The organism is Spiroplasma endosymbiont of Phycita roborella (genome assembly GCF_964031195.1).
Classification (GTDB): Bacteria; Bacillota_I; Bacilli_A; order Mycoplasmatales; family VBWQ01; genus Spiroplasma_E; species Spiroplasma_E ixodetis_A.
In genome coordinates, this window is sequence record NZ_CAXIQJ010000004.1 from 1 (window position 1) to 22,616 (window position 22,616).

A 22,616-nucleotide genomic window follows, 5' to 3' on the forward strand; every position below is an offset into this window, starting at 1 on the left:
AACCACAATCTATTCTTATTGATTATGTTGAATATAAATTATCGCTTCCAAAATGAATGATTAAAAATAATTCTTTTATTGTTGATAACAGTTATACATATTGAGTTTTTAATTTAGAAAATATTAAAAGAGAATTAAGTGGTAATGAATTAATAAAATTATTAGAACCATATATTAAAGACCAAAAAATAACTGTTAATAAACCAACTGCTCCAAAAGAATATTATCTTAATGATATAAAACTTGAATCATTAACATTTTATGAACATCATAATAGTTGATTTATGGGTGAAATAACTGATAACAAAACTAAAATTACTAATCCTTGTTTTAAATATAACATTACGTGAGAAGAAAACAGAAAAGGTTTTAAAATAAATAATCCATATAAACATGATGATTTACCAATTAATTATATAGTTACTTCTTATAAGGAAATTTCAACTCATAATGAAAAAGTATTTTTGTTGAACATGTAAACAAAATAAATTAGATTATTTATTCTTTAATACTAATGATATAAAAACAAGAAAATATTTTTTAAGAGATAAAAATAGTAAAGCAATTTGTTATGACTGTATTTTAAATATTAAGTTAAGTAGGAGGTATAAATATGGATAAAGAATATTTAACTAAAAGAGGAACGATTTGCATACCAGACAGTGATGATATTGAATTTAAAATAGGGCTAATTAAACTGATTGATGATTTAAAAAAAGATAATTTAGTTTGTGGTCATAAAGAATTTATTGAAGAATGTAAATATTGTTGATGTAATTGTGATTTAGAAATTATTAAAACGGTTATTAGAGGTTAACTTAATTAATGTAATATGACTTAATTATTGGAATTGACCCCGCTGGTATTGGCAATAATGGAATTGTTATATATTCAAATGAAACTAATAATATTGTTTTTAATGAAACATTCAATACATTAACTGTTTTATGAACTAAAAATATTTATAAAGAAAAATTTCAATTAATTAAAGAAAAATTTATTGATAAAAAAATATTAGTTATTGTAGAAAATTTCTTTTTAAGTTCAAAACAATTATTAACTAATCCATTAGCAACCCCTAAAATTATTGGTGCATTAATGGTATTAGTACAAGATGTTATAAATTGAGATTATCTAGAAAGTGAACCAAAAAATAAAACTAAAATAGAAAATTATAAAGGAAATATAAAATTAACAAAACATGAACACTATGCATATAAGCATATTCAATATTATTTAAGGAAATTATAAAAATGAAAGATAAAACAAATTATGTCAAATTAAAAGTAAAACTTAGTAACACTATTGAAGCAAAATATTACGAAAAAGGTAATAAAGAATTATATTATAGTGTTCGTGGTCAATGAAATGGATTAAACTATGTTACTTTAATTTTTAATAAACCAAAACTTTATAGACGCTGTATTTTATTAAACAAAAACGATGAAATTATAGTAACTGGTGAAATCTTTAATACTTTAAATATTCAAAAAAATCGTGCATTTTGTTCAATTAATGTTAAATGATTTAAAAAATGAAAAGAGTAAAAAATGATATTATGAAAAATTTTATTAATAGTACCAATATTAATAACAAGTATAACTATTTTAATATTTTTAATTTATATAATTATAGATTTAAAAAATGAATATAAAGTTTTAAATCTATTAAATTCAATTGCAAAAGATTTAGAAAAGAAAGATAAAAATAAGGAGAATAAATAATGGGATATTGAACAAAGTATAAATGTGTTTTTTGTGGAGAAATAATGATTGGTGATGAAGAAAATATTGAACATGTAAGAGAACATAGAAAGGGTATTAGATAATGAAAAAAGTTGAAATTAATAAAGAAAAATTACTTGAACATTTAAAAAATATATATTATGGATATAAATTAACAAATTACTCAATTGATATTATTAAAATTTTAATTAATAAAATTGAAAATGGAGAATTTGACTAATGATAATATTACCTACTTTGTTTGAAAATAAAGATGAAATTGAAATATTATCACCATTTCCCAAAGCAATTCATACAAGTAATGATATTAGAGCAATTATTTTAAGACAATACCCAAATGTTAAATCAAAACACATAATTGTTTCTGACCCAGAAAGTAATGTTGCATTAATAGTTGGTGATAATGATGTTTATCAAGGTTGAATTAAAGTAACAATTAAAAAATTAGAAAATTAAAGGAGATTAAATTATGTTAGATGAAATTTTAAAAGTAATTTTTGATAGAGCAGATAAAAAAGAATTAATTTATATAATAGAAAGATTAATTCTTGTTACTAACAATCACATAGAAACAAAAAAATGACTTATTAAAGAATTTGATAAAAATCATTATGTTTTAGAAAAATTATTGAATACGAACGGAGAAGTTAAATAATGTCAAATGAAAATACACAATCAAATTATACTTTAACTAAATTAATTAGAACTGGTATAAGTCCTATTTGTGCAATGATTGGTACAAGTGCTTATTATGGTCAATTAATAGGTAATCCAGTGTTAGGTAGTATTAATTCATTATTATTTGGTAAAAAATTAGGTTTAGATGTATGAAATTTAAATCAAAGACCAAATACTAAAACTAAATTAATTAATAGTAGTAAAAAAATATTATTAGGTTTAGGAACAATTGGTTTAGCAAATTATAGTAAATGAACAGAAAATAATATTAATCCTATTATTCCAACAACACCAACTCCAATAACTACTACAACTACAACAGAAGGTCCTCCATGATTATTATTAAATAAACAAGAACATCAGTCATTAATGGATTGAGATACATATATTAGTTTAAATGCTTATGGTATATCAAATCTTATTAGTGGATTAACTGAATTAATTCCTAATAGATTTGAAACTATTCGTAAAATAGCAAATATGGCAACTGGTGGATGTTTAATATCAAGTGGTGTTGCTATGGGTATTAATAATGATTTTAATAATGCTTATGCAATTCCTACTATTGTTGCAGGTGCTAGTGAAATTATTCATAATTTACTACCTATTGAAACTACACATCATAATGAAGAAATGCAAGAAACATCATTTAATGATGAAACTGCAAGATTAGTAAATGATAATAGATTCACAATTAATAGTGAAACAACTAGTCAATATGGTAGTGATAATATGAGCGAAGTAGCATTAAATCACGATAATGCTTCATTAAATTGAGATTATAATCACATGAGTTTATAAAGGAGGTGAATAATTTATGAATAAAGAAAAATTACTTGAATATTATAATAATGAAATTCATACATATAAAGAGAGAATGGAACAATTAAATAAAGAAATTGCCTTATTAGTAAACATTATAAGTAATTCAAAATCAATGATTGAAAGAATTAATGGTGGTCAATTTGATGAATAATTAAAAATAAAAAAATAAATAATTGAAAGGAAAATATTGAAATGAAAGAATTTATACATGAATTAATTATTATTGGAACAAGTGTTGGAACATTAATTTGCAGAGAAATTATTGTTTTATTAAAAAGATTTATCACAACTCCAAAACATGTTAGAGCAAATAACAAAATTATAAAACATCAAAAAAAATTAGCAAAATTAAATGAAAAGATTAATAAAGGAGAAAAATAATATGACAAAAATTGAATTTAATGAAAAATATAGAAAACAAGATATTAGTATTGATAGAGATTTTGATTTACATATTGATAATTGCTTTAAATTTTCTGATATTGATACATTAGAAAATGCAGTTAATGATTATAAAAAATTAATAAGTGAAATGCCACAATTAGTTAAAGATTGATTATTGGGATAAGATTAGGAGAATGTTAAATGTTAGAAAATGAAAATAATGTTCAACAAACAACTGAACCTTTAACTGAAAATAATGCTCAACAAGAAAAAGAAAATAAAGTTAATGAAGCAGAAAATAAGTTAAATAAACTTAATCAAGAAATTAAAGAAAAAGAAATGATTAATATATTTAAAAAATATCAAGTTAAAACTGAATTTTATGATTATTTAAAATTTAAAACTAATAATTTAGAAAATTCAAAAATTGAAGAAACTATTAAAAAAATGATTAAAGAACAACCGGTATTTAAAGAAATAATTAATACAGGTGGTAAACAACAAACAATAATAACAAATCAACAAAATTCAATAAAAAGTACATTATTGGATTATAAAAAGAAAAATAATTTATAACAGAAAGGAAATAAAAAAATGTCAGTACCATTCAATCAAAATTTAGATAATACCGAAAAATTAGTAGAAGCACCTGAGTTTATAGAATTTTATAAACAATCAAATTCACCATGGGCAAGTTTTTTTCCTATTGAAATGGTTAATTCTACAAAAATTGAATTTATAGTTAAAAAACCAAAAAATTCAGAAATTAAAGTACTAAAATGAAATGATAAAAGCAAAGGATTAGATGTTAGTTACGCTGAAACTATTAAAATTTTAAAAGAAATTAAACAAGAAGCAGTTGCAGGTGAAATAATTGCTAATGTTGATTTAAATGCAGAAAATGGACAAAATTTGTTAAATACAATGCAATATGAAGTTGCTAATGATTTAGCAGATTATTTAGCAAATAATGATACAAATGTAATTGCAAAATATGCAACTAAATTAGATATTACTGATAAAACACCAGTAGGATATTTAAAATCAATGCTATCTGCTTGAAATACTTTATTTCAATTAAGAAATAGTAATAATTGTCAATTTTTTATTACTAATAATTTATATGATAGTTTAGTTTATTTAGCAGATAATAAAGGTTTAATTACTGATAACCAAATAGCACAACAATTAAGATTAAATGGAACAAATTTATATATCAAAGGTGTACTATGTCAAATTGTAATGGATGATTATATGACTTTTACTGATAATAATGAAACTAAAATTATGTCTTTTGTTTTAGCAACACCAAGAGCAATGAAAAGATATATGTTACAAAATACAGTTGTATATGTTCAAGATATTAATGATGGTAAAGTTGGGAGAAGATATTTAGTTGGGGGAGAAGTAACTGGTGAATCAATACCCTATATAACAGATGAAGAAACAACTTCACGCTGAATGTTATGTGGAATTATTAATAGTGATAAAACTGATTTAAAAACTAAAATTACAATTTTAACAACTGATATTACTGCAAATGTTAATAACAATAATAGTGAATTAAATACACAAATAAAAAGTACTAATGAACTTAAATCATTAAATCCTAATTTAACAAATCCAACTATTAAATATTTTAGTGATGCACAAGGAAAAACTAATGTAAGTAATCAAAAACAAAAAGCGGGTGACTTATACATAGTTATTTCTTCAAATGTTAATGATTTAAATTATAAAGGTTCAACAAATCCAATTAAAATAACTCTTAAATAAAGGAAATTAATATCATGCCAATTGGTACAACTAGTACAGCAATACTTTTAAACATAAATAAACCAAAACATACTAGAACAAGTAACCAACAAGAAAATAAAAGTTTTTGATGAGAAATTTTAGAAATGATTGGTGTACAAGTTATAGCAGTAGCACTTGCTCCTTTTACTGGTGGATTAAGTGAAAGTATAGCACTTGGATTAGGTGCAAGTGATTTAATTGCTAGTATTAGTGCTGTTGGTATAGAGTTTTTAACTGATTTTACTATTAATCAAGTTTATGATTATTTAAAAGGAAATGTAACACCATTAAATACTTTTTTTAATATATTACCTGCATTTGCTGGAATTAATAAAATTAGTCGTGGTTATCGTACTACTAAATTTATTAAGTTAGCACAAAAAACTAAAACATTAGAACAAATTGGAATTAAAGAAGCAAAAAATTTACAAGAAATTATTAGTCAAGTAAGTGGTAAAGAAATTTTAACAGATAAAATTATTGGTAATAAACGTTATTTATTCAATTATAGTTTTGCTCCTAATCGTGAAACAATAATACAAAATTTAGGATATGTTGCTGAAAGACAATTTAAAAATAATTTTAAAAAGTTAGAAACCAAAGAGTTAAAAGATTATTTATTATTACAAAATACATTAATAAAATTAAGTCCACAATTAACTCCTAAATTTAAAATCAAAGATATTGAAAAAGCAAATAACTTTTTAAAAAAATATAATACTGAATTAAAAGAAGTATTAAAAATGAACCAACATGATTGATTAAATTTAGTTCATACAATACATGCAGAGAATAGATATGGTAAATCTTTAATTTTGGATTTACAAAAAATTCGTGCAAATGTTATTAAATTTAATTTTAAAAATAATGTTATTCATCAACTTGTTTTAAAAGCAAATCAAAGTTTTAAATATTTTGATATTAGATTTTATTTAAAAAAAGGTTTAAATAAATTTTGAAAAGATACACCATATTTTGAAAAAATAAGAGAAAGTATATATAAATTACAAGAAAAATTTGAAAAGTTAGAAAAACAAGCATTTGAAAAAATTAATAAATTAAAAGAAAAAGCAACTGATTTATTTACTAGTGCAGAAAAAAGAGCAATTAAACATGCACAATTAATTCCATTAAATTCCCCAGTATTTATGGGTTGTAAAATTCAACCTTTATCATTAGATAAATGTGCAATTACTATTTATCATCGTAATCCTAAGTATAAACCAATTACAGTTATTGATAGTATTCTTAAAGCAGAAACTTTTGTTACTCAAATACATCCATTCCATTGATATCGTTGATATAGTGGTTGATACATTGGTTATGGAGTTAATCAAAATAAATGATTAAAAGCAATAGCATTTGCTCCACCAGTTTTACAACAAGTAATTAGAGATAGTTTTAAAGTATATAGAGAAATATTTAGAATAATAAGAACTTATCATAAAGTAGTAAATGTTATTAATAATCCTATTGAAAATATTAACAAATCATTTAAAAATGTTGGTTTAAAGTTTTCAGTTAATACTTTATTTGGTACTGGATTATTACATCATTTAGAAAAATTTGCATATAGTCAAGTTGCAGAAAAAGGTAAGAAAAAATTACAAAAAGAAATTATTCATATATCACATAGAAAAACTAAAACAAAAACTAAACATTATAAAAAAGCATTTTTTAAGGAATGATAAATTATGATTAATAAACTTTGAACTGGTGTCAGTCTAGAAAATTATAATAACTGATATCCATTAACTGGAAAAATTACAGAAACACCACAGCAATATATACAAACATGACCAAATGTTAATGATTGATTTAAAACTTTTGCTATTCGTGCTCAAAATGATATTAATGCTTATCTTGGTTTTATTTTATCTAAATTTCCTTTTGATAGTTTTAAAGATGAATTAATTAAAGAAACATTAAGAGATATGGTTTATGTAACCACTGAACATTGAGTATTTAATCGTACACCAATTGAATTTAATGTTGATGCTACTATTCAGTTTAATAATGGTAGTCAATTTAGTGCAAATAGTATTCCTACAATTAATGTTTGAGATTTAGCACCAAGTAGAATGAAAATATGGGCAAGACTAACAGAATTAAAACAAATATTATCAAATTATAATAATGATGAAATAGATGTTGAAAAAATTGATTTAAAAGCATTTTATACTAGAAATCAAGTTGATGAATTAATCGAACAACAAAAAGAATTTACATTATCAAAACAAATTAAATTATATGATGATTTAGTTGATGATAATGAAAATGAAATATATAGAGGTCCTGTTAGTAAATTTATTAATAAAGGTTATGTTGCAACTGATTATGATAAAGAAACTGAAACAATGATTTTAGATTGACCTGATGAAATTGGTACATTACCCCCCGAAGCATTACAAAATAATCCACAAATTGGTGATTATACGCATGCACCAACTTGTGATTTTTCTGCTAAACAACAAAAACGAATTACTACAAATGAAAATAATATAACTAAATTGAATGATGAATTAACTAAAACTAATGAAAGTATTGATGATATTAAAAATAATTGATTTAATATTGAAACTAGTCCATTATGAAAGAAAATTAATAATGATAATTTTTATTTAGATAAATGAACTATAATTCTTTGAGTAATTGATTTACAAGATAAAAATGATAAAAAAATAGTTAATACTCTTAAAAAAGAAATAAAATTTTTATTAAATAACAATGAAAGTTATAATACAAAATCAATCATTCAAATAATATCATGAGAAGAAATGACAACAGTAGCAGATGTTACTAGAAGCGTAACTTTATTTTATGATTATAGTACAAAAAAAATTTTATTCGAAGTTTCTCCTACTCCTCCAACAATAGAATTTAATACAAATGTAATTAATCAAATTGAAGTATATCAATATCAAGGAACTGGAATACCAACTGAATTTATAGCAGAAGAAAGTACTGAACGTGATTATTATACAAAAATAGAAACTAATAATTTATTAGATAAAAAACAAGATAAAATAGATAATTTACAAGATAAAATTTTTAATGATAAAGATGATAAAAATAAAGTTACGTATTTAATTAATAATGTTTTAAGTGAAGTAAGTGTTAATGGTTTAATTTATTCACAAGCACCAACTATGAATAATGATAATAAAATACCAAATAAAAAATATGTTGATGATAAAATAAATACTAAACAAGATAAAGAAAATTGAAAAGTAATAGGTAATAGTCTTGATAATCGTACATGAGAAGATTTTACTCTTGGTTTTAATAAATATTATAGAGTAATTATTATATGAGAAAAACCACCATTTAATCAAGTAAATACAAGAATTACAGTAGAATTTAAAACTGGTTCTTATTTAGGTGGTAGTGTTAATGAGAAATTTTTTCTTACAAAAGGAGAAATTGATAGTGTAGAAGCAAATTTATATTTGGTTATAGGAAACGAACATAAATTCAAATTAATTATAGATGGTGGTAATGAAAAATATGGAAATATTTTTTCATTAGAAGAATTACAAAATACAATTAAAGTTGATGTTACACCAAAAATAAAAATTAATTCAAGAAGTTTAAAAACTAATGAAATAGAAGAAAATTATTGAGATATTGAATTACCAGATAATCCAACACCAACTCCAAATAATCAACAATGAAAAGATGTAGGAACAAGAGAAAAAAATAAATGAGATAATTGACAAATTACTTATGATTTTCAAGAGAATAAACATTATAGAGTTTATTATTCTTGAAGTATATATAATCCAGTTTATACTATTCAAGAATTTATTATAACTGATAAAAAAATTGCTGGTGTACAAATACAAACCTTTAATGATAGTGCTAATATAGTAATTTTATCAGTTCAACATGCAAAATGGATTACTATTTATACTGGAAAAGGTAATTTAAAAGGTAATGTATGAAAATTAGAAGAATTACAGGAATAATATTATGATTTGAAAAATTATAAAAATTATTTTAGGTTTAATAGGAGTTATATTATCATCAGCTATTGCTGGTTTAATTATATTTATTATTATAAAAATTGTATTTAAAATTAATCAAATATTTTAAAAAAAGGTGGTGAATATTATGTTAGGTAGATTTTTAAGAAAAGATAAAAGCACTAATAATGAAGAAAAAACTAAATTAACTTTTTTAAAAGGTAAAAGTACACATGCTTCTATTTTAAGTTATTTTGGTTTTAATGATTTTAATCATGAAACTTATTTCACTGATTTTGTAGCAGAAAATAACGCTAATTTATATAATGCTCCATTAGATATTAATAATGAAGTTATTACGAAATATTTAATTCAACAAGAATTTTATAGAAAAAATTGAAATTCTATTTTTAAATTAAGTAAATTAGGAATTAGTGGTTATTTAATTTTTATTGCTAATGATGATTTATATTTTCAAGTCGTTGATATACAACAAAGAGTTTATGATATTACTAGTAAATTAATTCAATGCACTATTTTTTATGATAGTTATGAACAAAATGCACAAACTGTAAGATTATTTGAAGTTTATACACTAAATAATGAACAAATAACTATTAATCGTGCAATTTATAGTATTAGTGATAATAAAAAACAATTTCCATTAGATTTTAAATCATATATTAATAACCCTAATTTAGAACAAGAACAAATATTAAATATTAATTATATTCCAATAGCAATTATGCGAAATAAAGCAAATGAATTAGCAGATTGTAATAAAGTAATGGATAAAATTAAAGCATTAGATGTTATTTATGAACAAATTGTTTTAGATACAATTTTAAATTCACCTAAATTTATATTTAGTCAAACTTATGGTAATGTTCAATCAACATTAGAAGAAGCAGTAAGAACACTAGTTACTAAAAACTACATATTTAAAAGTGGTGGAGATAATAATGAACAAAACGAAAATATCAATATGACAAATAGTAATTTTAAAGGTAAAAATTTAACTGATATATATGATTGAAATGTTAATGAAATATTTAAACGTTGTGGTATTCATATTCCAAGTCAAAAGAAATCAGCACAACAATCTGTTCCGGAAAGTACAGCTGTAAATATTTCAACTATTAATTATATTGAACAAAAATTATGACAATTTAACATTGATATTCTTAAATTTATTCAAATATTAGTGAAAATTGATAAAGATTTATTAAATAGTAAAACATTTAATATTAATGATGAGCAAGAAATTAATAACTTAACAGTTAAATTAAAATTATTTAATCCCGAAAATAACCAATTAATAGGAGAGAACAATGGACAATCAAAACAACAAACCACAAACGAAGTTTCCACAGAAACAAACTAAACTTAATCAAGCAGCAATAGAAAATGATTATTTAATTGATAATATTCCTTATGACTTTACTAATATGATGCGTGCTACTAGTGACCCAGATATTAATAGAGCATACGATGAATTTAAAAAAAGAACAATTTATATTTATGAAATTGAACGTTTATTTAAAAATAATGAAAATAATAGTTTAAGATTTTCAGCAAATACTATTAAAATTGGTTTTATTGATATTGAAAAAGTATTAAAAACTACTGCTGTTGAAACATCTGACTTTACTATGCAATTAAATCAAAGAGCAAGTACAAATATTAATGATAATACAATTGAATATAGTATGACTGATATTAAAAATTTAATTTTTCAAGAAATAAATTTATTAAATCAATTTAAGTTATATGCAGTTTCTATTAATGAACCATTAACTGAAAATAATATTGATAATTTATATATCATTAATAACTATTCTCAACCTTATCAAAATCCAAAAACAAGAAGTACTAAAAGTATTACTATTATTAAAATTAAAGATTTTAAAACAAGAGATGGTTATCCTATAATTATTAAATTACAAAAACCATTAGATAAAGATACCAAAGTTATTGGCTTAAAAATTAAAGCCCCTAGAAGTATGATTTTTGGCAATATAAAGGTACTTGGTGAAGTTGACAATATGGAAGTATACCCAAAGTTATTTGTTAAAGATAAAATAGCATTTCCGCTGTTATCAATGCCTATTGAAACGCAACCAAAAGTTAGAATACTACAACAATGATTTAGTGAACAAATATTACCTTGAAATTTAGCAAAGCAATTTATAGGACAAGAAAAATCAGTTTTAGACTTAATTAAAATTAGTAGTGGTTCTGTAACAAGAAGAGAAGTTATTAATAATGCAAGAATAACTCATGCTTGATTAGGATATGAGTTTAGTAATGTTTTAGGTGGTAAATGACCATTAAAAAGCCAAAAAGAATTAAAGGATAAAGAAGTTTGAGATTTTGTAGGTGAAAGTCAATTTTATCAATATGTTGCAACTAATAATAAATTTGATGACATTGAAATAGAAATTAAAGATGCACCAACTAATGATAGTTTACAACAACTATTATTAGATATGCTAAGTTACACATATAACTATAATAGAAATTTTGAAGGTGCTACATATGATGAAAAAACAGGTAAACCAACAAATAAAATGGCAATATTACGTGATACATTTTCAGGACAAAAACCTGATGAAATTATTACTAACTTATTTAAACAGTGAGAATTAGATTATCCAAATTACATCAATTTATCACAAGTTAAAATATTTAAACAAGTATTGATTATGTTATCAAAATATATTTATTCATCTTTATCAATAAATAAAGGATTAAATGATGATAATAAAATACTATTACCTTATTATTTTGAATTAAAATCAAGTCCAATAAAACCTAGTGATAAAGATATTTGAAAATATAAAGACGTAAAAGTTATATTAAAATCTCCATATTTTGATTTTACAGATATCAATAATATTAAATTAAAAAATAATGATATTAGTCAAAATGAATTATTTAAGTTAGATGATAATCAATTTAACTGATTATCTATTACAAATGAATTAGAAAGTAATAATATACCTTCTTTAATTCCTGCTGATTGAACATTAGCAAATGGTGAATATGGAAAATATTTTACAAGAACAATTATTAGTAACAATAAAATTGAGAATGCTTTAAATTTATATGGTTCAAATAAATCTCAATTATTTTCAAAATTGGAATTTTATGAAGAAATTTTACAAATTGATAATATTAATGAATTAGAATTACAAATTAAAAATCCAATTAATAACTTAAATCGACTAGAAATTAGTGGTATATTTGGTGCTGGTGACTATGATTTAATTTTAATAACTAATAAGCAAGAAATAAATCTAACTAATATTAACTTATTTGATAAATATAATGAAAACATTTCTTACATAAACTTAGAAATTTAATTATCAAAATATCCATCAGGATATTGACCATTTCATTTTATATCCTCTTTAAATTTTGGCTTAATATCAAAATATAAATCTATTTTATTTTCATCATATAAATTTTTAGTTTCTCATATTGTTGTTCCAGCCCCCCCCAGTAGACTGTATAATCATGTCCTAAAAATGATTGATAACCATTAGTTTTATTTTGTGCTATCGAACCAATTATTAAACCGGTTGTAGCAAGAACTAATGCTAAAATTGATGTTATTTTATAAAAATTTGTTTTTATTCATGTTTTCATATTAAATTACTCCTTTTTAATTTGTTATTTTTTCTTAATTTTTGATAACTTATTCTTTATTTTTATAATTAAAATGGTCTTCAAATTCTTTTATTTGAATTTGAATTATTTTCAATCGTAGGATAATTATCTGCTAATTTATTAATGGCATATTTAAACAATGAATTTTCAAAATTTTCAGCTTCTTTTTTTAATTTATCGACTAATGGTGATATTGAATTATCTATTTTTTGAATTTTATAATTAAGTTTATCATTTCAATCATTTCATTGTTCATTGCTTACTTCATTTCATCATTTTCCATTTTGTATTTCTTCAAGGGAATATTTTTCATCATCATGTTCTTCAACTCATTTCATAATTTCTTTTTCAATTGTATTTTTTTCAGCTTTTCTTTTAAAATTTTGAACTTTTTCAGATGATGAATCAAAAATCATTCATGATTTATCAATTGAACTAAGTCTTTTATCAACATGATTATTTCAATTTTTAGTCATAGCATTAAATGATTCATATGATTTTAAAGGTTTTTTATCATTAAAATCATTAAATATAAATTTAAATATATTATAAGCAAATTTTTCTTTTTCTTCATTTTCAATTTTTTCTTTTAAATCTTCCTTTTCTTTTAAAGTGAAAAAAAATTTTTCTTTGTTAACTAAGCATAAAGCATCATTTGATTTGTTTAAATCTTTATAATTTACAAATTCTGCACTGATTACTTCTTCTGCTTTTGTTCCATCACCTTTACCTTTGTAAATTGCATTCAAATTTAAATTTAGATTTGTTAAATCTATAGTAAAAAAATATCATAATTTTGTACTTGATTTATTTGCATAATGTTTACCTAAATAATAAATTTTTGATTTATCATTTTTAACATTAATTCCAGTTTCCTCCAACATCTCATTAATTACAGTTTGATAAGGGTCTAAATTTTCAAGTCCACCAGTGATACTACTATATTTACTAATTTTTTTATCTTTAAATAATGGATTATTTTCATTAGTTAATAATAAAAAAAAATATTGATTGTCTTCTAAAACATAGGGTAATATTGCCACTCCTTGGTTATTACATCAAGGTTCTTCAACACCATACATAAAGTCTTTTTTAATTAATTTTAAAAATTCTGGATTCATTAAATTACTCCTTTTTTTAATTTTACTTTTAAATTATACTATTTTTGATTATTTTTACAAGTATGCTTTTAAATGTGTCATTATTTAGTGATAATTTCCTATTAGTTATCGAGTGAAAATTTCTCAAAAAGTGAAGTTAAATATACTTGGTAATAAAAATGGAAAGAAGCATGACTATGAAAGAAAAATATAAATACAAAATTATAAATGACATTGTTATTAATAAATTATCTAAACATCAAGCCAAAAATAAACTTAACCTAACTATTAGAAGAATTAACCAATTAATTCAAATTTTTAATAAAGAAGGTAAAGTTGGTTTTATTCATAAATCTCGCAATAAAATTTCTAATAAGGCAACAAAAATAGAAATTAAAAATAAAATTATAAACTTATATAAAACAAAATATTATAATTTTAATTTTCAACATTTTCAGGAAAAATTAATTAATGAAGAAAACACTAAAATTGCATATAGTACAGTTTATAATCTATTAATTCAAGAAAAAATCACTTCACCAAAAAGACATAAGAATAAAAAAAATAACTTGCATCCCACAAGAAATCGTAGAACAAATTTTGGTGAATTAATTCAAATGGATGCAAGTAATCATCATTGATTTGGTAACGATAAACCAAAAGCATTTTTACATGCTGCAATTGATGATGCTACAGGAAATATTGTTGGACTATGATTTGATCACCAAGAGACATTAGATGGTTATTATAATGTTTTTTATCAAATTTTAACTAAATATGGCATACCAAAGATATTTTATACTGATAATAGAACAGTTTTTGGATATAAGAAAAAAATTGATTCAGGTAAAATAAACACAGAAAATGATACTTATACTCAATTTCAAAAATGCTGTAATGATTTAGGTGTTGAAGTAATTAGAACCTCAATTCCACAAGCTAAAGGCAGAATTGAACGATTATTTGGAACACTTCAAAGTCGCTTAATTAGTGAATTACGACTTAATAAAATTAAAAATTTAGAAGATGGTAATAAATTTCTTAAAACATATATAAACATTTTTAATAATCAGTTTGCTTTTCCTATTGATGATAATAAATCTGCTATGGTTAAAGCTCCTACACAAAATGAAATAAATGTTTATCTTTCAAGATTTTGTAAAAGAAAAACAGATAGTGGTTCAACTATAACATATTATGGTAAAAAATATTTTCCTTATAAAAATAACAAAGTTCAATATATACAACCTAGAACTGATGTAATTGTACTTAAATCATTTATTAATGAATTCTATCTTAGTTATAATAATAAAATATATGAACTAAAAGAAATAGCATTAAAACCAATTATTAAAGAAGATTTGATAAAAACTAAAAAAGTTTATATACCAAATAAAGACCATCCTTGAAGATATGGATATCAATAATTTTTAATTAAAAGTAAAAAAACATATTTTAGAAGAGATTTATTTTATTAATACTAAACCATATAAAATTTTAAAACATTTGTATATGAGCAAATTTGGTGTCTTAAAATCAATTTTAAAGATATAAAGATATTGCAAATGCAATATCTTCCCCTTTTACATCTGTGGTGAGCTTGGTTTATATCCACTTGTTAAAGGTTGATTTTCACTGTTTGCACTGCGTTTTCATTGTTCAAAAATTGAATCAAAATCATAATCTAAACTTGATTTTAATTTTAAATATTTTCCTACATTATCAACCCTTTTTTGTCCTTTTGATTCGATTTTATCTTCTAAATCATATATATTTAATTTTTCAATATATGGAATTATTTTATATTTCTTTTTTAAATTTTCATTTAATGTTTTTAGATATATTTCTAGTTTTTCTATTTCTTCTTTAAGATTTTTTTCAGTATTTATTATATTATCTAATTCTTTATTATCTTTAATTTTACCCTCTAATTTTTTTATTTCAGAATAATAAAATTCATAAACTGGTGAATTAGGTTTAACTTTAAACATTTTTTCTTTTCTCCTTTGAATAAATAATAAAAAAACTCATTTATTTTAAGATAAAATAATGAGTTAAAAACTTATATAATTTTTTGTATAAATTAATTATACAAAAAATTTTAAAAAATTAAAAAACTTTATTTCTATTTTTATCTAGAAAAGAATTTATTTGGAATTTATGTTTATTTAACAGTATAACTTTTCAAAATAATTTATTTTTTAAAAAATATTTTTGGGAAATTTTCACTCGATATTGACAGTATGCTTTTAAATGCTGTCATTATTTAGTGATAATTTCCTATTAGTTATCGAGTGAAAATTTCTCAAAAAGTGAAGTTAAATATACTTGGTAATAAAAATGGAAAGAAGCATGACTATGAAAGAAAAATATAAATACAAAATTATAAATGACATTGTTATTAATAAATTATCTAAACATCAAGCCAAAAATAAACTTAACCTAACTATTAGAAGAATTAACCAATTAATTCAAATTTTTAATAAAGAAGGTAAAGTTGGTTTTATTCATAAATCTCGCAATAAAATTTCTAATAAGGCAACAAAAATAGAAATTAAAAATAAAATTATAAACTTATATAAAACAAAATATTATAATTTTAATTTTCAACATTTTCAGGAAAAATTAATTAATGAAGAAAACACTAAAATTGCATATAGTACAGTTTATAATCTATTAATTCAAGAAAAAATCACTTCACCAAAAAGACATAAGAATAAAAAAAATAACTTGCATCCCACAAGAAATCGTAGAACAAATTTTGGTGAATTAATTCAAATGGATGCAAGTAATCATCATTGATTTGGTAACGATAAACCAAAAGCATTTTTACATGCTGCAATTGATGATGCTACAGGAAATATTGTTGGACTATGATTTGATCACCAAGAGACATTAGATGGTTATTATAATGTTTTTTATCAAATTTTAACTAAATATGGCATACCAAAGATATTTTATACTGATAATAGAACAGTTTTTGGATATAAGAAAAAAATTGATTCAGGTAAAATAAACACAGAAAATGATACTTATACTCAATTTCAAAAATGCTGTAATGATTTAGGTGTTGAAGTAATTAGAACCTCAATTCCACAAGCTAAAGGCAGAATTGAACGATTATTTGGAACACTTCAAAGTCGCTTAATTAGTGAATTACGACTTAATAAAATTAAAAATTTAGAAGATGGTAATAAATTTCTTAAAACATATATAAACATTTTTAATAATCAGTTTGCTTTTCCTATTGATGATAATAAATCTGCTATGGTTAAAGCTCCTACACAAAATGAAATAAATGTTTATCTTTCAAGATTTTGTAAAAGAAAAACAGATAGTGGTTCAACTATAACATATTATGGTAAAAAATATTTTCCTTATAAAAATAACAAAGTTCAATATATACAACCTAGAACTGATGTAATTGTACTTAAATCATTTATTAATGAATTCTATCTTAGTTATAATAATAAAATATATGAACTAAAAGAAATAGCATTAAAACCAATTATTAAAGAAGATTTGATAAAAACTAAAAAAGTTTATATACCAAATAAAGACCATCCTTGAAGATATGGATATCAATAATTTTTAATTAAAAGTAAAAAAACATATTTTAGAAGAGATTTATTTTATTAATACTAAACCATATAAAATTTTAAAACATTTGTATATGAGCAAATTTGGTGTCTTAAAATCAATTTTAAAGATATAAAGATATTGCAAATGCAATATCTTCCCCTTTTACATCTGTGGTGAGCTTGGTTTATATCCACTTGTTAAAGGTTGATTTTCACTGTTTGCACTGCGTTTTCATTGTTCAAAAATTGAATCAAAATCATAATCTAAACTTGATTTTAATTTTAAATATTTTCCTACATTATCAACCCTTTTTTGTCCTTTTGATTCGATTTTATCTTCTAAATCATATATATTTAATTTTTCAATATATGGAATTATTTTATATTTCTTTTTTAAATTTTCATTTAATGTTTTTAGATATATTTCTAGTTTTTCTATTTCTTCTTTAAGATTTTTTTCAGTATTTATTATATTATCTAATTCTTTATTATCTTTAATTTTACCCTCTAATTTTTTTATTTCAGAATAATAAAATTCATAAACTGGTGAATTAGGTTTAACTTTAAACATTTTTTCTTTTCTCCTTTGAATAAATAATAAAAAAACTCATTTATTTTAAGATAAAATAATGAGTTAAAAACTTATATAATTTTTTGTATAAATTAATTATACAAAAAATTTTAAAAAATTAAAAAACTTTATTTCTATTTTTATCTAGAAAAGAATTTATTTGGAATTTATGTTTATTTAACAGTATAACTTTTCAAAATAATTTATTTTTTAAAAAATATTTTTGGGAAATTTTCACTCGATATTGACAGTATGCTTTTAAATGCAAAATAACGCCTAAATTAAAGGCGTTTATTTTGTGATACCTATATTATTAATTGAATTGTATTTGTTTATTATATTTTAAATATGAAAGTGATTTTTTAAATATTTTTTATTTTATTTAAAATAACACTTATATATTTATATAATAATTAAGTAAATTAATTTTTTAAATATATTTACAATAAATTTAGATTTTTTTAAAATAGTTAGGAGAAGTAAATGTGAATTTTAATTATAAATGAAATTTTAGAGAACAAAGTGCAAAAATTGATAAATTAGTTTTAGAACATATAACAAAAAAATGAGAAAAATGAGATTGAAGAATAAAAAATACAAGAGATAAAAAGAAATATAAGATTGTTGATTATCAATATCGAACAAGAAAAATAATGTATGGATTAGTAACTTATAAAAGAAGAATTTATGAATATTTTGATGAAAAATTACAAAAATGAGTTCGTGTTTGTTTAGTTGATGAATGACTAGAATTACCTAAATATAAAAGAATTGGTGAAGATGTTGAACAAACTATTATTGAATATTTTGCTGATGGAAAAAGATATCATGATATTTGTGCTATTTGTAAAAAAGCAGGTATTAGTGTTAGTACTGTTCATAGAGTTTTTAAAAATTTAAAAGTAATTGAAGTAAATCCAGTAAAAGTAAAATTAGAAAAAAATCAACCTATTTTTGTAGCAATTGATGATGGACATCGAAAATTTTGAAATTTTAAACGTAAGGGTATAAAACACTCTATGCGTTTAATAGTAACATATACAGATAATATTAATCACAAAGTACAAAATAAAAGAGTAAAAGCAATTATTAGACCAACAAAAACAGCAATTGGTGTTAAAAAAACTGCTGAATTTGTTAAAGAACATTGTCAAAATTTTTATGAAAACATTGAACAAGCAAAAATCATTATTTGTGGTGATAGTGCAGGATGAATTAAAGATGTAGCAGATTATTTAGGTGCACAATTTGTTTTAGATAAATTTCATTTAATTAGAACATTATATCTTGGAATAATGTCTGGAAATAAAGGAAAATATTTAAAAAAATATAATCACTGTAAAAATTTAATTAATAATGGTCAATATGAACAATTAATTATCTATTTATATAAAGAATTAGATAATCATAAAAAATTAAAGAAACAGTATTTTAAAAATAATAAACAAGGTATCGAAAATCAGGGTGCAAAATGAAATATTGGTTGTTTTACAGAAACAAATATTTGACACGTTTTAAAAGAAATGCTTGGTAATAGAACATATACAGATAATATTAATCACAAAGTACAAAATAAAAGAGTAAAAGCAATTATTAGACCAACAAAAACAGCAATTGGTGTTAAAAAAACTGCTGAATTTGTTAAAGAACATTGTCAAAATTTTTATGAAAACATTGAACAAGCAAAAATCATTATTTGTGGTGATAGTGCAGGATGAATTAAAGATGTAGCAGATTATTTAGGTGCACAATTTGTTTTAGATAAATTTCATTTAATTAGAACATTATATCTTGGAATAATGTCTGGAAATAAAGGAAAATATTTAAAAAAATATAATCACTGTAAAAATTTAATTAATAATGGTCAATATGAACAATTAATTATCTATTTATATAAAGAATTAGATAATCATAAAAAATTAAAGAAACAGTATTTTAAAAATAATAAACAAGGTATCGAAAATCAGGGTGCAAAATGAAATATTGGTTGTTTTACAGAAACAAATATTTGACACGTTTTAAAAGAAATGCTTGGTAATAGAACATATAATATTTTAATTTATATTAAAATGGTTATTTTTAAATGTAATAAGATAAATTTAGAAACATAGTTTTAATGTATGTAATAGTTACTTATTATTTCACAATTTTGAATAGCATCTCAAAAATTATTATTTTTTATTTTTACTTTTAAACCAATAATGAAAAAAGTTAATGATAAAATTATAATTATTAAAATTGGTACTAAAATTAGACAAAAAATCACTCCAATTTGTAATTGAATTCAATTATAATAATTTCCATTACAATTAGTTATTGAACATACAAATTTCGGAGAACAACCTAAAATATGGATTATACTGGTTGTACTTAATATTCCAAATCCATTTTTTTCTAGATTTATATGTTTTTTTGTTAATAAATTATAAATATGAGAATGATAATCACAAGAACCTATAAGAGTTAAACCTATAGTCATAATTAAAATAGTAAAAATAAATAGTAATACAGTTATTAACTGTAATTTTTTAAGTGCTTTAATTGTCATCTTTAAATTCTCCTTAATTTTATTTCATAAGTTTAACACTTACTAAACTTAATTATAAGTATTTTAGTTGCAATAAATTTAAAAAAATTATATTATTTAAATACAATTTCATAAAAATCCAAATTATTTCTTGTCTAACATAATAATAAGACTTATGAATTAATTTATTCCGGATTTTTGACAATCTCCCTACATTAAAAGTAGAAAGTTTATTTGATATTTTAGAAAAAAATAGATTAGCAAAAAAAGAGAGTAGAAGGAAATTTTTTGAAGATGAATCATTAGATGAAAGATTAAATATTGAAGAAATTAATAAATCAGAATCACAAAATCAACAATTTTTAACAAAAAATTATTCGCAAGAACATTGCAAATTTAAAGTTTATTAAAAATATTATGATACATTTTTATTAAGTTAAATCTAAATTTTAATTTTCAAGAAGTATTTTTATAAAGGTTATATTTTCATTTATATTTCATAATTGTCGTTAAACATGTTAATCATCATTTATGATAGAATTTAATATATGAGATTTTAGAGTTGTGAGGTTTTAGTATGGAAGTGTCAGCAGAGAATTATAGAAACATTAATTCTCATAATCGTTGAGGAATTATTGTTAGTTCGGGGTTAATGGCAATAACTTTGATTATAAGTTGAGTATTATGACTTATACTTTATCGTACTAATGCTAATGAGATTTTAGTAATTTTAACTGAAGTAATTAATAGTAAAGGCATTACATTTACTCTTACTTTTCAGATTTTAACAATTTTTACTTTAATTTTTTCGGTTATTACTCTAGTGTTTATTACAATTCCATTTATTTTTTTAAATAAATATGGAGTAATAACTTTAGTATGAGCATTAATAGTAGTAGTAATTTCGCTTGTCTTACTTATTGGTTCAGGATTATTAATAAGTTATGGTTATAAAAAAATTTATAGTTATGTTATGGACAAAAAAATTATTAATGTTTTATTTTTTATTTTGCCTTGAGGCTTTGCATTAATTTGTAGTTTCTTTTTAGTACTTTTTTCTTTATGATTAATAATGGCTAATCTAAGAAATAAATCAAAAAAAGCATTATCATTGACAAATAATAATGCTTTATCAGCAACAGAAATATCCGCGAGTGTTGAACAAAATTCTCTTTTTGGTGAACAAACTATTGGACCATCATTTACAGATCGATTTTTTAATGAACACGATAAATCAACACAAGGTATAAATATAGTTATTAATAATACTGGTGGAGGTGCACTTCCACAATCAAAATTACTTGATTATCAAGTAACTAGTAATCCGAATCCTGTTCAAACTAATAACAGTAGTAATGTTGTTAATAGCGAAGTAACTTGAACACCACAACAAATTGAAGAAGTATGAAATAAAGGAGAAATTATTGATGATTATAATCCACAGTTATATCGAAAAGACTATGCAGGTGCGCTAATGTTTAGGAATAACTTTATTAGTAATGTTAAACTTGATGATGATCCTAAAAGTTATAATTGAACTATTATACATCAACGACCTTTATTTCATGGAGGCACTTCTGATATTAGTAATTTACAACCAATGAATAATACTAATGCTATTACTAAAGGTAATAATTATCCACGTTGAAAAACAGCTATTGCTTTTAATGGAAAACAAAATTTTTTAAAACAAAAATCATGAAAAGATAAAAAATAGAGTATTAATCATTAATTTAATTGAAGATTATATTGAGCATATTATAAATATAAT

28 protein-coding genes are annotated in these 22,616 nt (G+C 21.8%); 23 read left to right on the plus strand and 5 right to left on the minus strand.

What is annotated here, in order from left to right; all coding sequences use genetic code 4:
* From AAHM95_RS02045 to AAHM95_RS02135, 19 genes are all read left to right on the plus strand, one after another.
* On the plus strand, positions 1–479 hold a 479-nt coding region (locus AAHM95_RS02045), incomplete at its 5' end, for a hypothetical protein (RefSeq protein WP_342273983.1).
* A 134-nt stretch (positions 480–613) separates the two neighbouring features.
* Positions 614–817 (plus strand): hypothetical protein, encoded by a 204-nt coding sequence (locus AAHM95_RS02050; protein ID WP_281748672.1) that lies wholly within the window; start codon positions 614–616, stop codon positions 815–817.
* Between the two features lie 281 nt (positions 818–1,098).
* The gene (locus AAHM95_RS02055) at positions 1,099–1,251 is read left to right on the plus strand and encodes a hypothetical protein (RefSeq protein ID WP_342273984.1); all 153 of its coding nucleotides are present in this window, start codon (positions 1,099–1,101) and stop codon (positions 1,249–1,251) included.
* A 2-nt stretch (positions 1,252–1,253) separates the two neighbouring features.
* Positions 1,254–1,547: a hypothetical protein gene (locus AAHM95_RS02060; RefSeq protein WP_342273926.1), complete on the plus strand. Its 294-nt coding sequence runs from the start codon at positions 1,254–1,256 to the stop codon at positions 1,545–1,547.
* Between the two features lie 3 nt (positions 1,548–1,550).
* The gene (locus AAHM95_RS02065) at positions 1,551–1,724 is read left to right on the plus strand and encodes a hypothetical protein (RefSeq protein WP_339046679.1); all 174 of its coding nucleotides are present in this window, start codon (positions 1,551–1,553) and stop codon (positions 1,722–1,724) included.
* A 103-nt stretch (positions 1,725–1,827) separates the two neighbouring features.
* Entirely contained in the window at positions 1,828–1,965 is a 138-nt protein-coding gene (locus AAHM95_RS02070) for a hypothetical protein (RefSeq protein WP_342273927.1), read from the plus strand.
* A complete protein-coding gene (locus AAHM95_RS02075) occupies positions 1,965–2,201 on the plus strand; it encodes a hypothetical protein (protein ID WP_174480108.1) in 237 nt (78 codons plus the stop codon). The genes AAHM95_RS02070 and AAHM95_RS02075 overlap by 1 nt, the downstream gene beginning before the upstream one ends.
* A gap of 13 nt (positions 2,202–2,214) precedes the next feature.
* Positions 2,215–2,400: a hypothetical protein gene (locus AAHM95_RS02080; protein ID WP_338987820.1), complete on the plus strand. Its 186-nt coding sequence runs from the start codon at positions 2,215–2,217 to the stop codon at positions 2,398–2,400.
* The gene (locus tag AAHM95_RS02085; RefSeq protein ID WP_342273928.1) at positions 2,400–3,224 is read left to right on the plus strand and encodes a hypothetical protein; all 825 of its coding nucleotides are present in this window, start codon (positions 2,400–2,402) and stop codon (positions 3,222–3,224) included. The genes AAHM95_RS02080 and AAHM95_RS02085 overlap by 1 nt, the downstream gene beginning before the upstream one ends.
* 16 nt (positions 3,225–3,240) lie before the next feature.
* The gene (locus AAHM95_RS02090) at positions 3,241–3,399 is read left to right on the plus strand and encodes a hypothetical protein (RefSeq protein WP_342273929.1); all 159 of its coding nucleotides are present in this window, start codon (positions 3,241–3,243) and stop codon (positions 3,397–3,399) included.
* Positions 3,400–3,440: 41 nt separating this feature from the next.
* Positions 3,441–3,629, plus strand: a complete 189-nt coding sequence (locus AAHM95_RS02095) for a hypothetical protein (protein WP_342273930.1) — start codon at positions 3,441–3,443, stop codon at positions 3,627–3,629.
* Position 3,630: 1 nt separating this feature from the next.
* A complete protein-coding gene (locus AAHM95_RS02100; RefSeq protein WP_281748210.1) occupies positions 3,631–3,816 on the plus strand; it encodes a hypothetical protein in 186 nt (61 codons plus the stop codon).
* A 17-nt stretch (positions 3,817–3,833) separates the two neighbouring features.
* Positions 3,834–4,208 (plus strand): hypothetical protein, encoded by a 375-nt coding sequence (locus tag AAHM95_RS02105; protein ID WP_342273931.1) that lies wholly within the window; start codon positions 3,834–3,836, stop codon positions 4,206–4,208.
* A gap of 18 nt (positions 4,209–4,226) precedes the next feature.
* Positions 4,227–5,408 (plus strand): hypothetical protein, encoded by a 1,182-nt coding sequence (locus AAHM95_RS02110; protein WP_342273932.1) that lies wholly within the window; start codon positions 4,227–4,229, stop codon positions 5,406–5,408.
* 14 nt (positions 5,409–5,422) lie between these two features.
* Positions 5,423–7,120 (plus strand): hypothetical protein, encoded by a 1,698-nt coding sequence (locus AAHM95_RS02115; RefSeq protein ID WP_342273933.1) that lies wholly within the window; start codon positions 5,423–5,425, stop codon positions 7,118–7,120.
* A 3-nt stretch (positions 7,121–7,123) separates the two neighbouring features.
* A complete protein-coding gene (locus tag AAHM95_RS02120; RefSeq protein ID WP_342273934.1) occupies positions 7,124–9,397 on the plus strand; it encodes a hypothetical protein in 2,274 nt (757 codons plus the stop codon).
* 4 nt (positions 9,398–9,401) lie between these two features.
* Positions 9,402–9,524: a hypothetical protein gene (locus AAHM95_RS02125; protein ID WP_342273935.1), complete on the plus strand. Its 123-nt coding sequence runs from the start codon at positions 9,402–9,404 to the stop codon at positions 9,522–9,524.
* 18 nt (positions 9,525–9,542) lie between these two features.
* Positions 9,543–10,778, plus strand: coding sequence for a hypothetical protein (locus tag AAHM95_RS02130; protein WP_342273936.1), 1,236 nt, complete (start codon positions 9,543–9,545; stop codon positions 10,776–10,778).
* Positions 10,726–12,759: a hypothetical protein gene (locus AAHM95_RS02135; protein WP_342273937.1), complete on the plus strand. Its 2,034-nt coding sequence runs from the start codon at positions 10,726–10,728 to the stop codon at positions 12,757–12,759. The genes AAHM95_RS02130 and AAHM95_RS02135 overlap by 53 nt, the downstream gene beginning before the upstream one ends.
* A 79-nt stretch (positions 12,760–12,838) precedes the next feature.
* Here the strand turns inward: AAHM95_RS02135 and AAHM95_RS02140 are convergent, their stop codons facing one another.
* The gene (locus tag AAHM95_RS02140) at positions 12,839–13,045 is read right to left on the minus strand and encodes a hypothetical protein (protein ID WP_342273938.1); all 207 of its coding nucleotides are present in this window, start codon (positions 13,043–13,045) and stop codon (positions 12,839–12,841) included.
* 68 nt (positions 13,046–13,113) lie between these two features.
* The gene (locus tag AAHM95_RS02145; RefSeq protein ID WP_342273985.1) at positions 13,114–14,187 is read right to left on the minus strand and encodes a hypothetical protein; all 1,074 of its coding nucleotides are present in this window, start codon (positions 14,185–14,187) and stop codon (positions 13,114–13,116) included.
* Between the two features lie 158 nt (positions 14,188–14,345).
* Here AAHM95_RS02145 and AAHM95_RS02150 point away from each other — a divergent pair, with 158 nt between their 5' ends.
* Positions 14,346–15,593, plus strand: coding sequence for an ISNCY family transposase (locus AAHM95_RS02150; protein ID WP_342273976.1), 1,248 nt, complete (start codon positions 14,346–14,348; stop codon positions 15,591–15,593).
* Between the two features lie 156 nt (positions 15,594–15,749).
* Here AAHM95_RS02150 and AAHM95_RS02155 read toward each other — a convergent pair whose 3' ends face one another.
* A complete protein-coding gene (locus AAHM95_RS02155) occupies positions 15,750–16,157 on the minus strand; it encodes a hypothetical protein (protein ID WP_342273977.1) in 408 nt (135 codons plus the stop codon).
* Positions 16,158–16,506: 349 nt separating this feature from the next.
* Here AAHM95_RS02155 and AAHM95_RS02160 point away from each other — a divergent pair, with 349 nt between their 5' ends.
* The gene (locus AAHM95_RS02160; RefSeq protein ID WP_342273976.1) at positions 16,507–17,754 is read left to right on the plus strand and encodes an ISNCY family transposase; all 1,248 of its coding nucleotides are present in this window, start codon (positions 16,507–16,509) and stop codon (positions 17,752–17,754) included.
* 156 nt (positions 17,755–17,910) lie between these two features.
* Here the strand turns inward: AAHM95_RS02160 and AAHM95_RS02165 are convergent, their stop codons facing one another.
* Positions 17,911–18,318: a hypothetical protein gene (locus AAHM95_RS02165; RefSeq protein WP_342273977.1), complete on the minus strand. Its 408-nt coding sequence runs from the start codon at positions 18,316–18,318 to the stop codon at positions 17,911–17,913.
* A gap of 485 nt (positions 18,319–18,803) precedes the next feature.
* Between AAHM95_RS02165 and AAHM95_RS02170 the strand changes: the two genes are divergently transcribed.
* On the plus strand, positions 18,804–20,429 hold the full coding sequence (locus tag AAHM95_RS02170; protein ID WP_342273986.1) for an Mbov_0401 family ICE element transposase-like protein: 1,626 nt from the start codon (positions 18,804–18,806) through the stop codon (positions 20,427–20,429).
* Between the two features lie 2 nt (positions 20,430–20,431).
* Here AAHM95_RS02170 and AAHM95_RS02175 read toward each other — a convergent pair whose 3' ends face one another.
* A complete protein-coding gene (locus tag AAHM95_RS02175; protein WP_342273987.1) occupies positions 20,432–20,866 on the minus strand; it encodes a hypothetical protein in 435 nt (144 codons plus the stop codon).
* Positions 20,867–21,422: 556 nt separating this feature from the next.
* Here AAHM95_RS02175 and AAHM95_RS02180 point away from each other — a divergent pair.
* Positions 21,423–22,562: an MFS transporter gene (locus tag AAHM95_RS02180; RefSeq protein WP_342273988.1), complete on the plus strand. Its 1,140-nt coding sequence runs from the start codon at positions 21,423–21,425 to the stop codon at positions 22,560–22,562.
* The last annotated feature ends 54 nt before the right edge of the window (positions 22,563–22,616 follow it).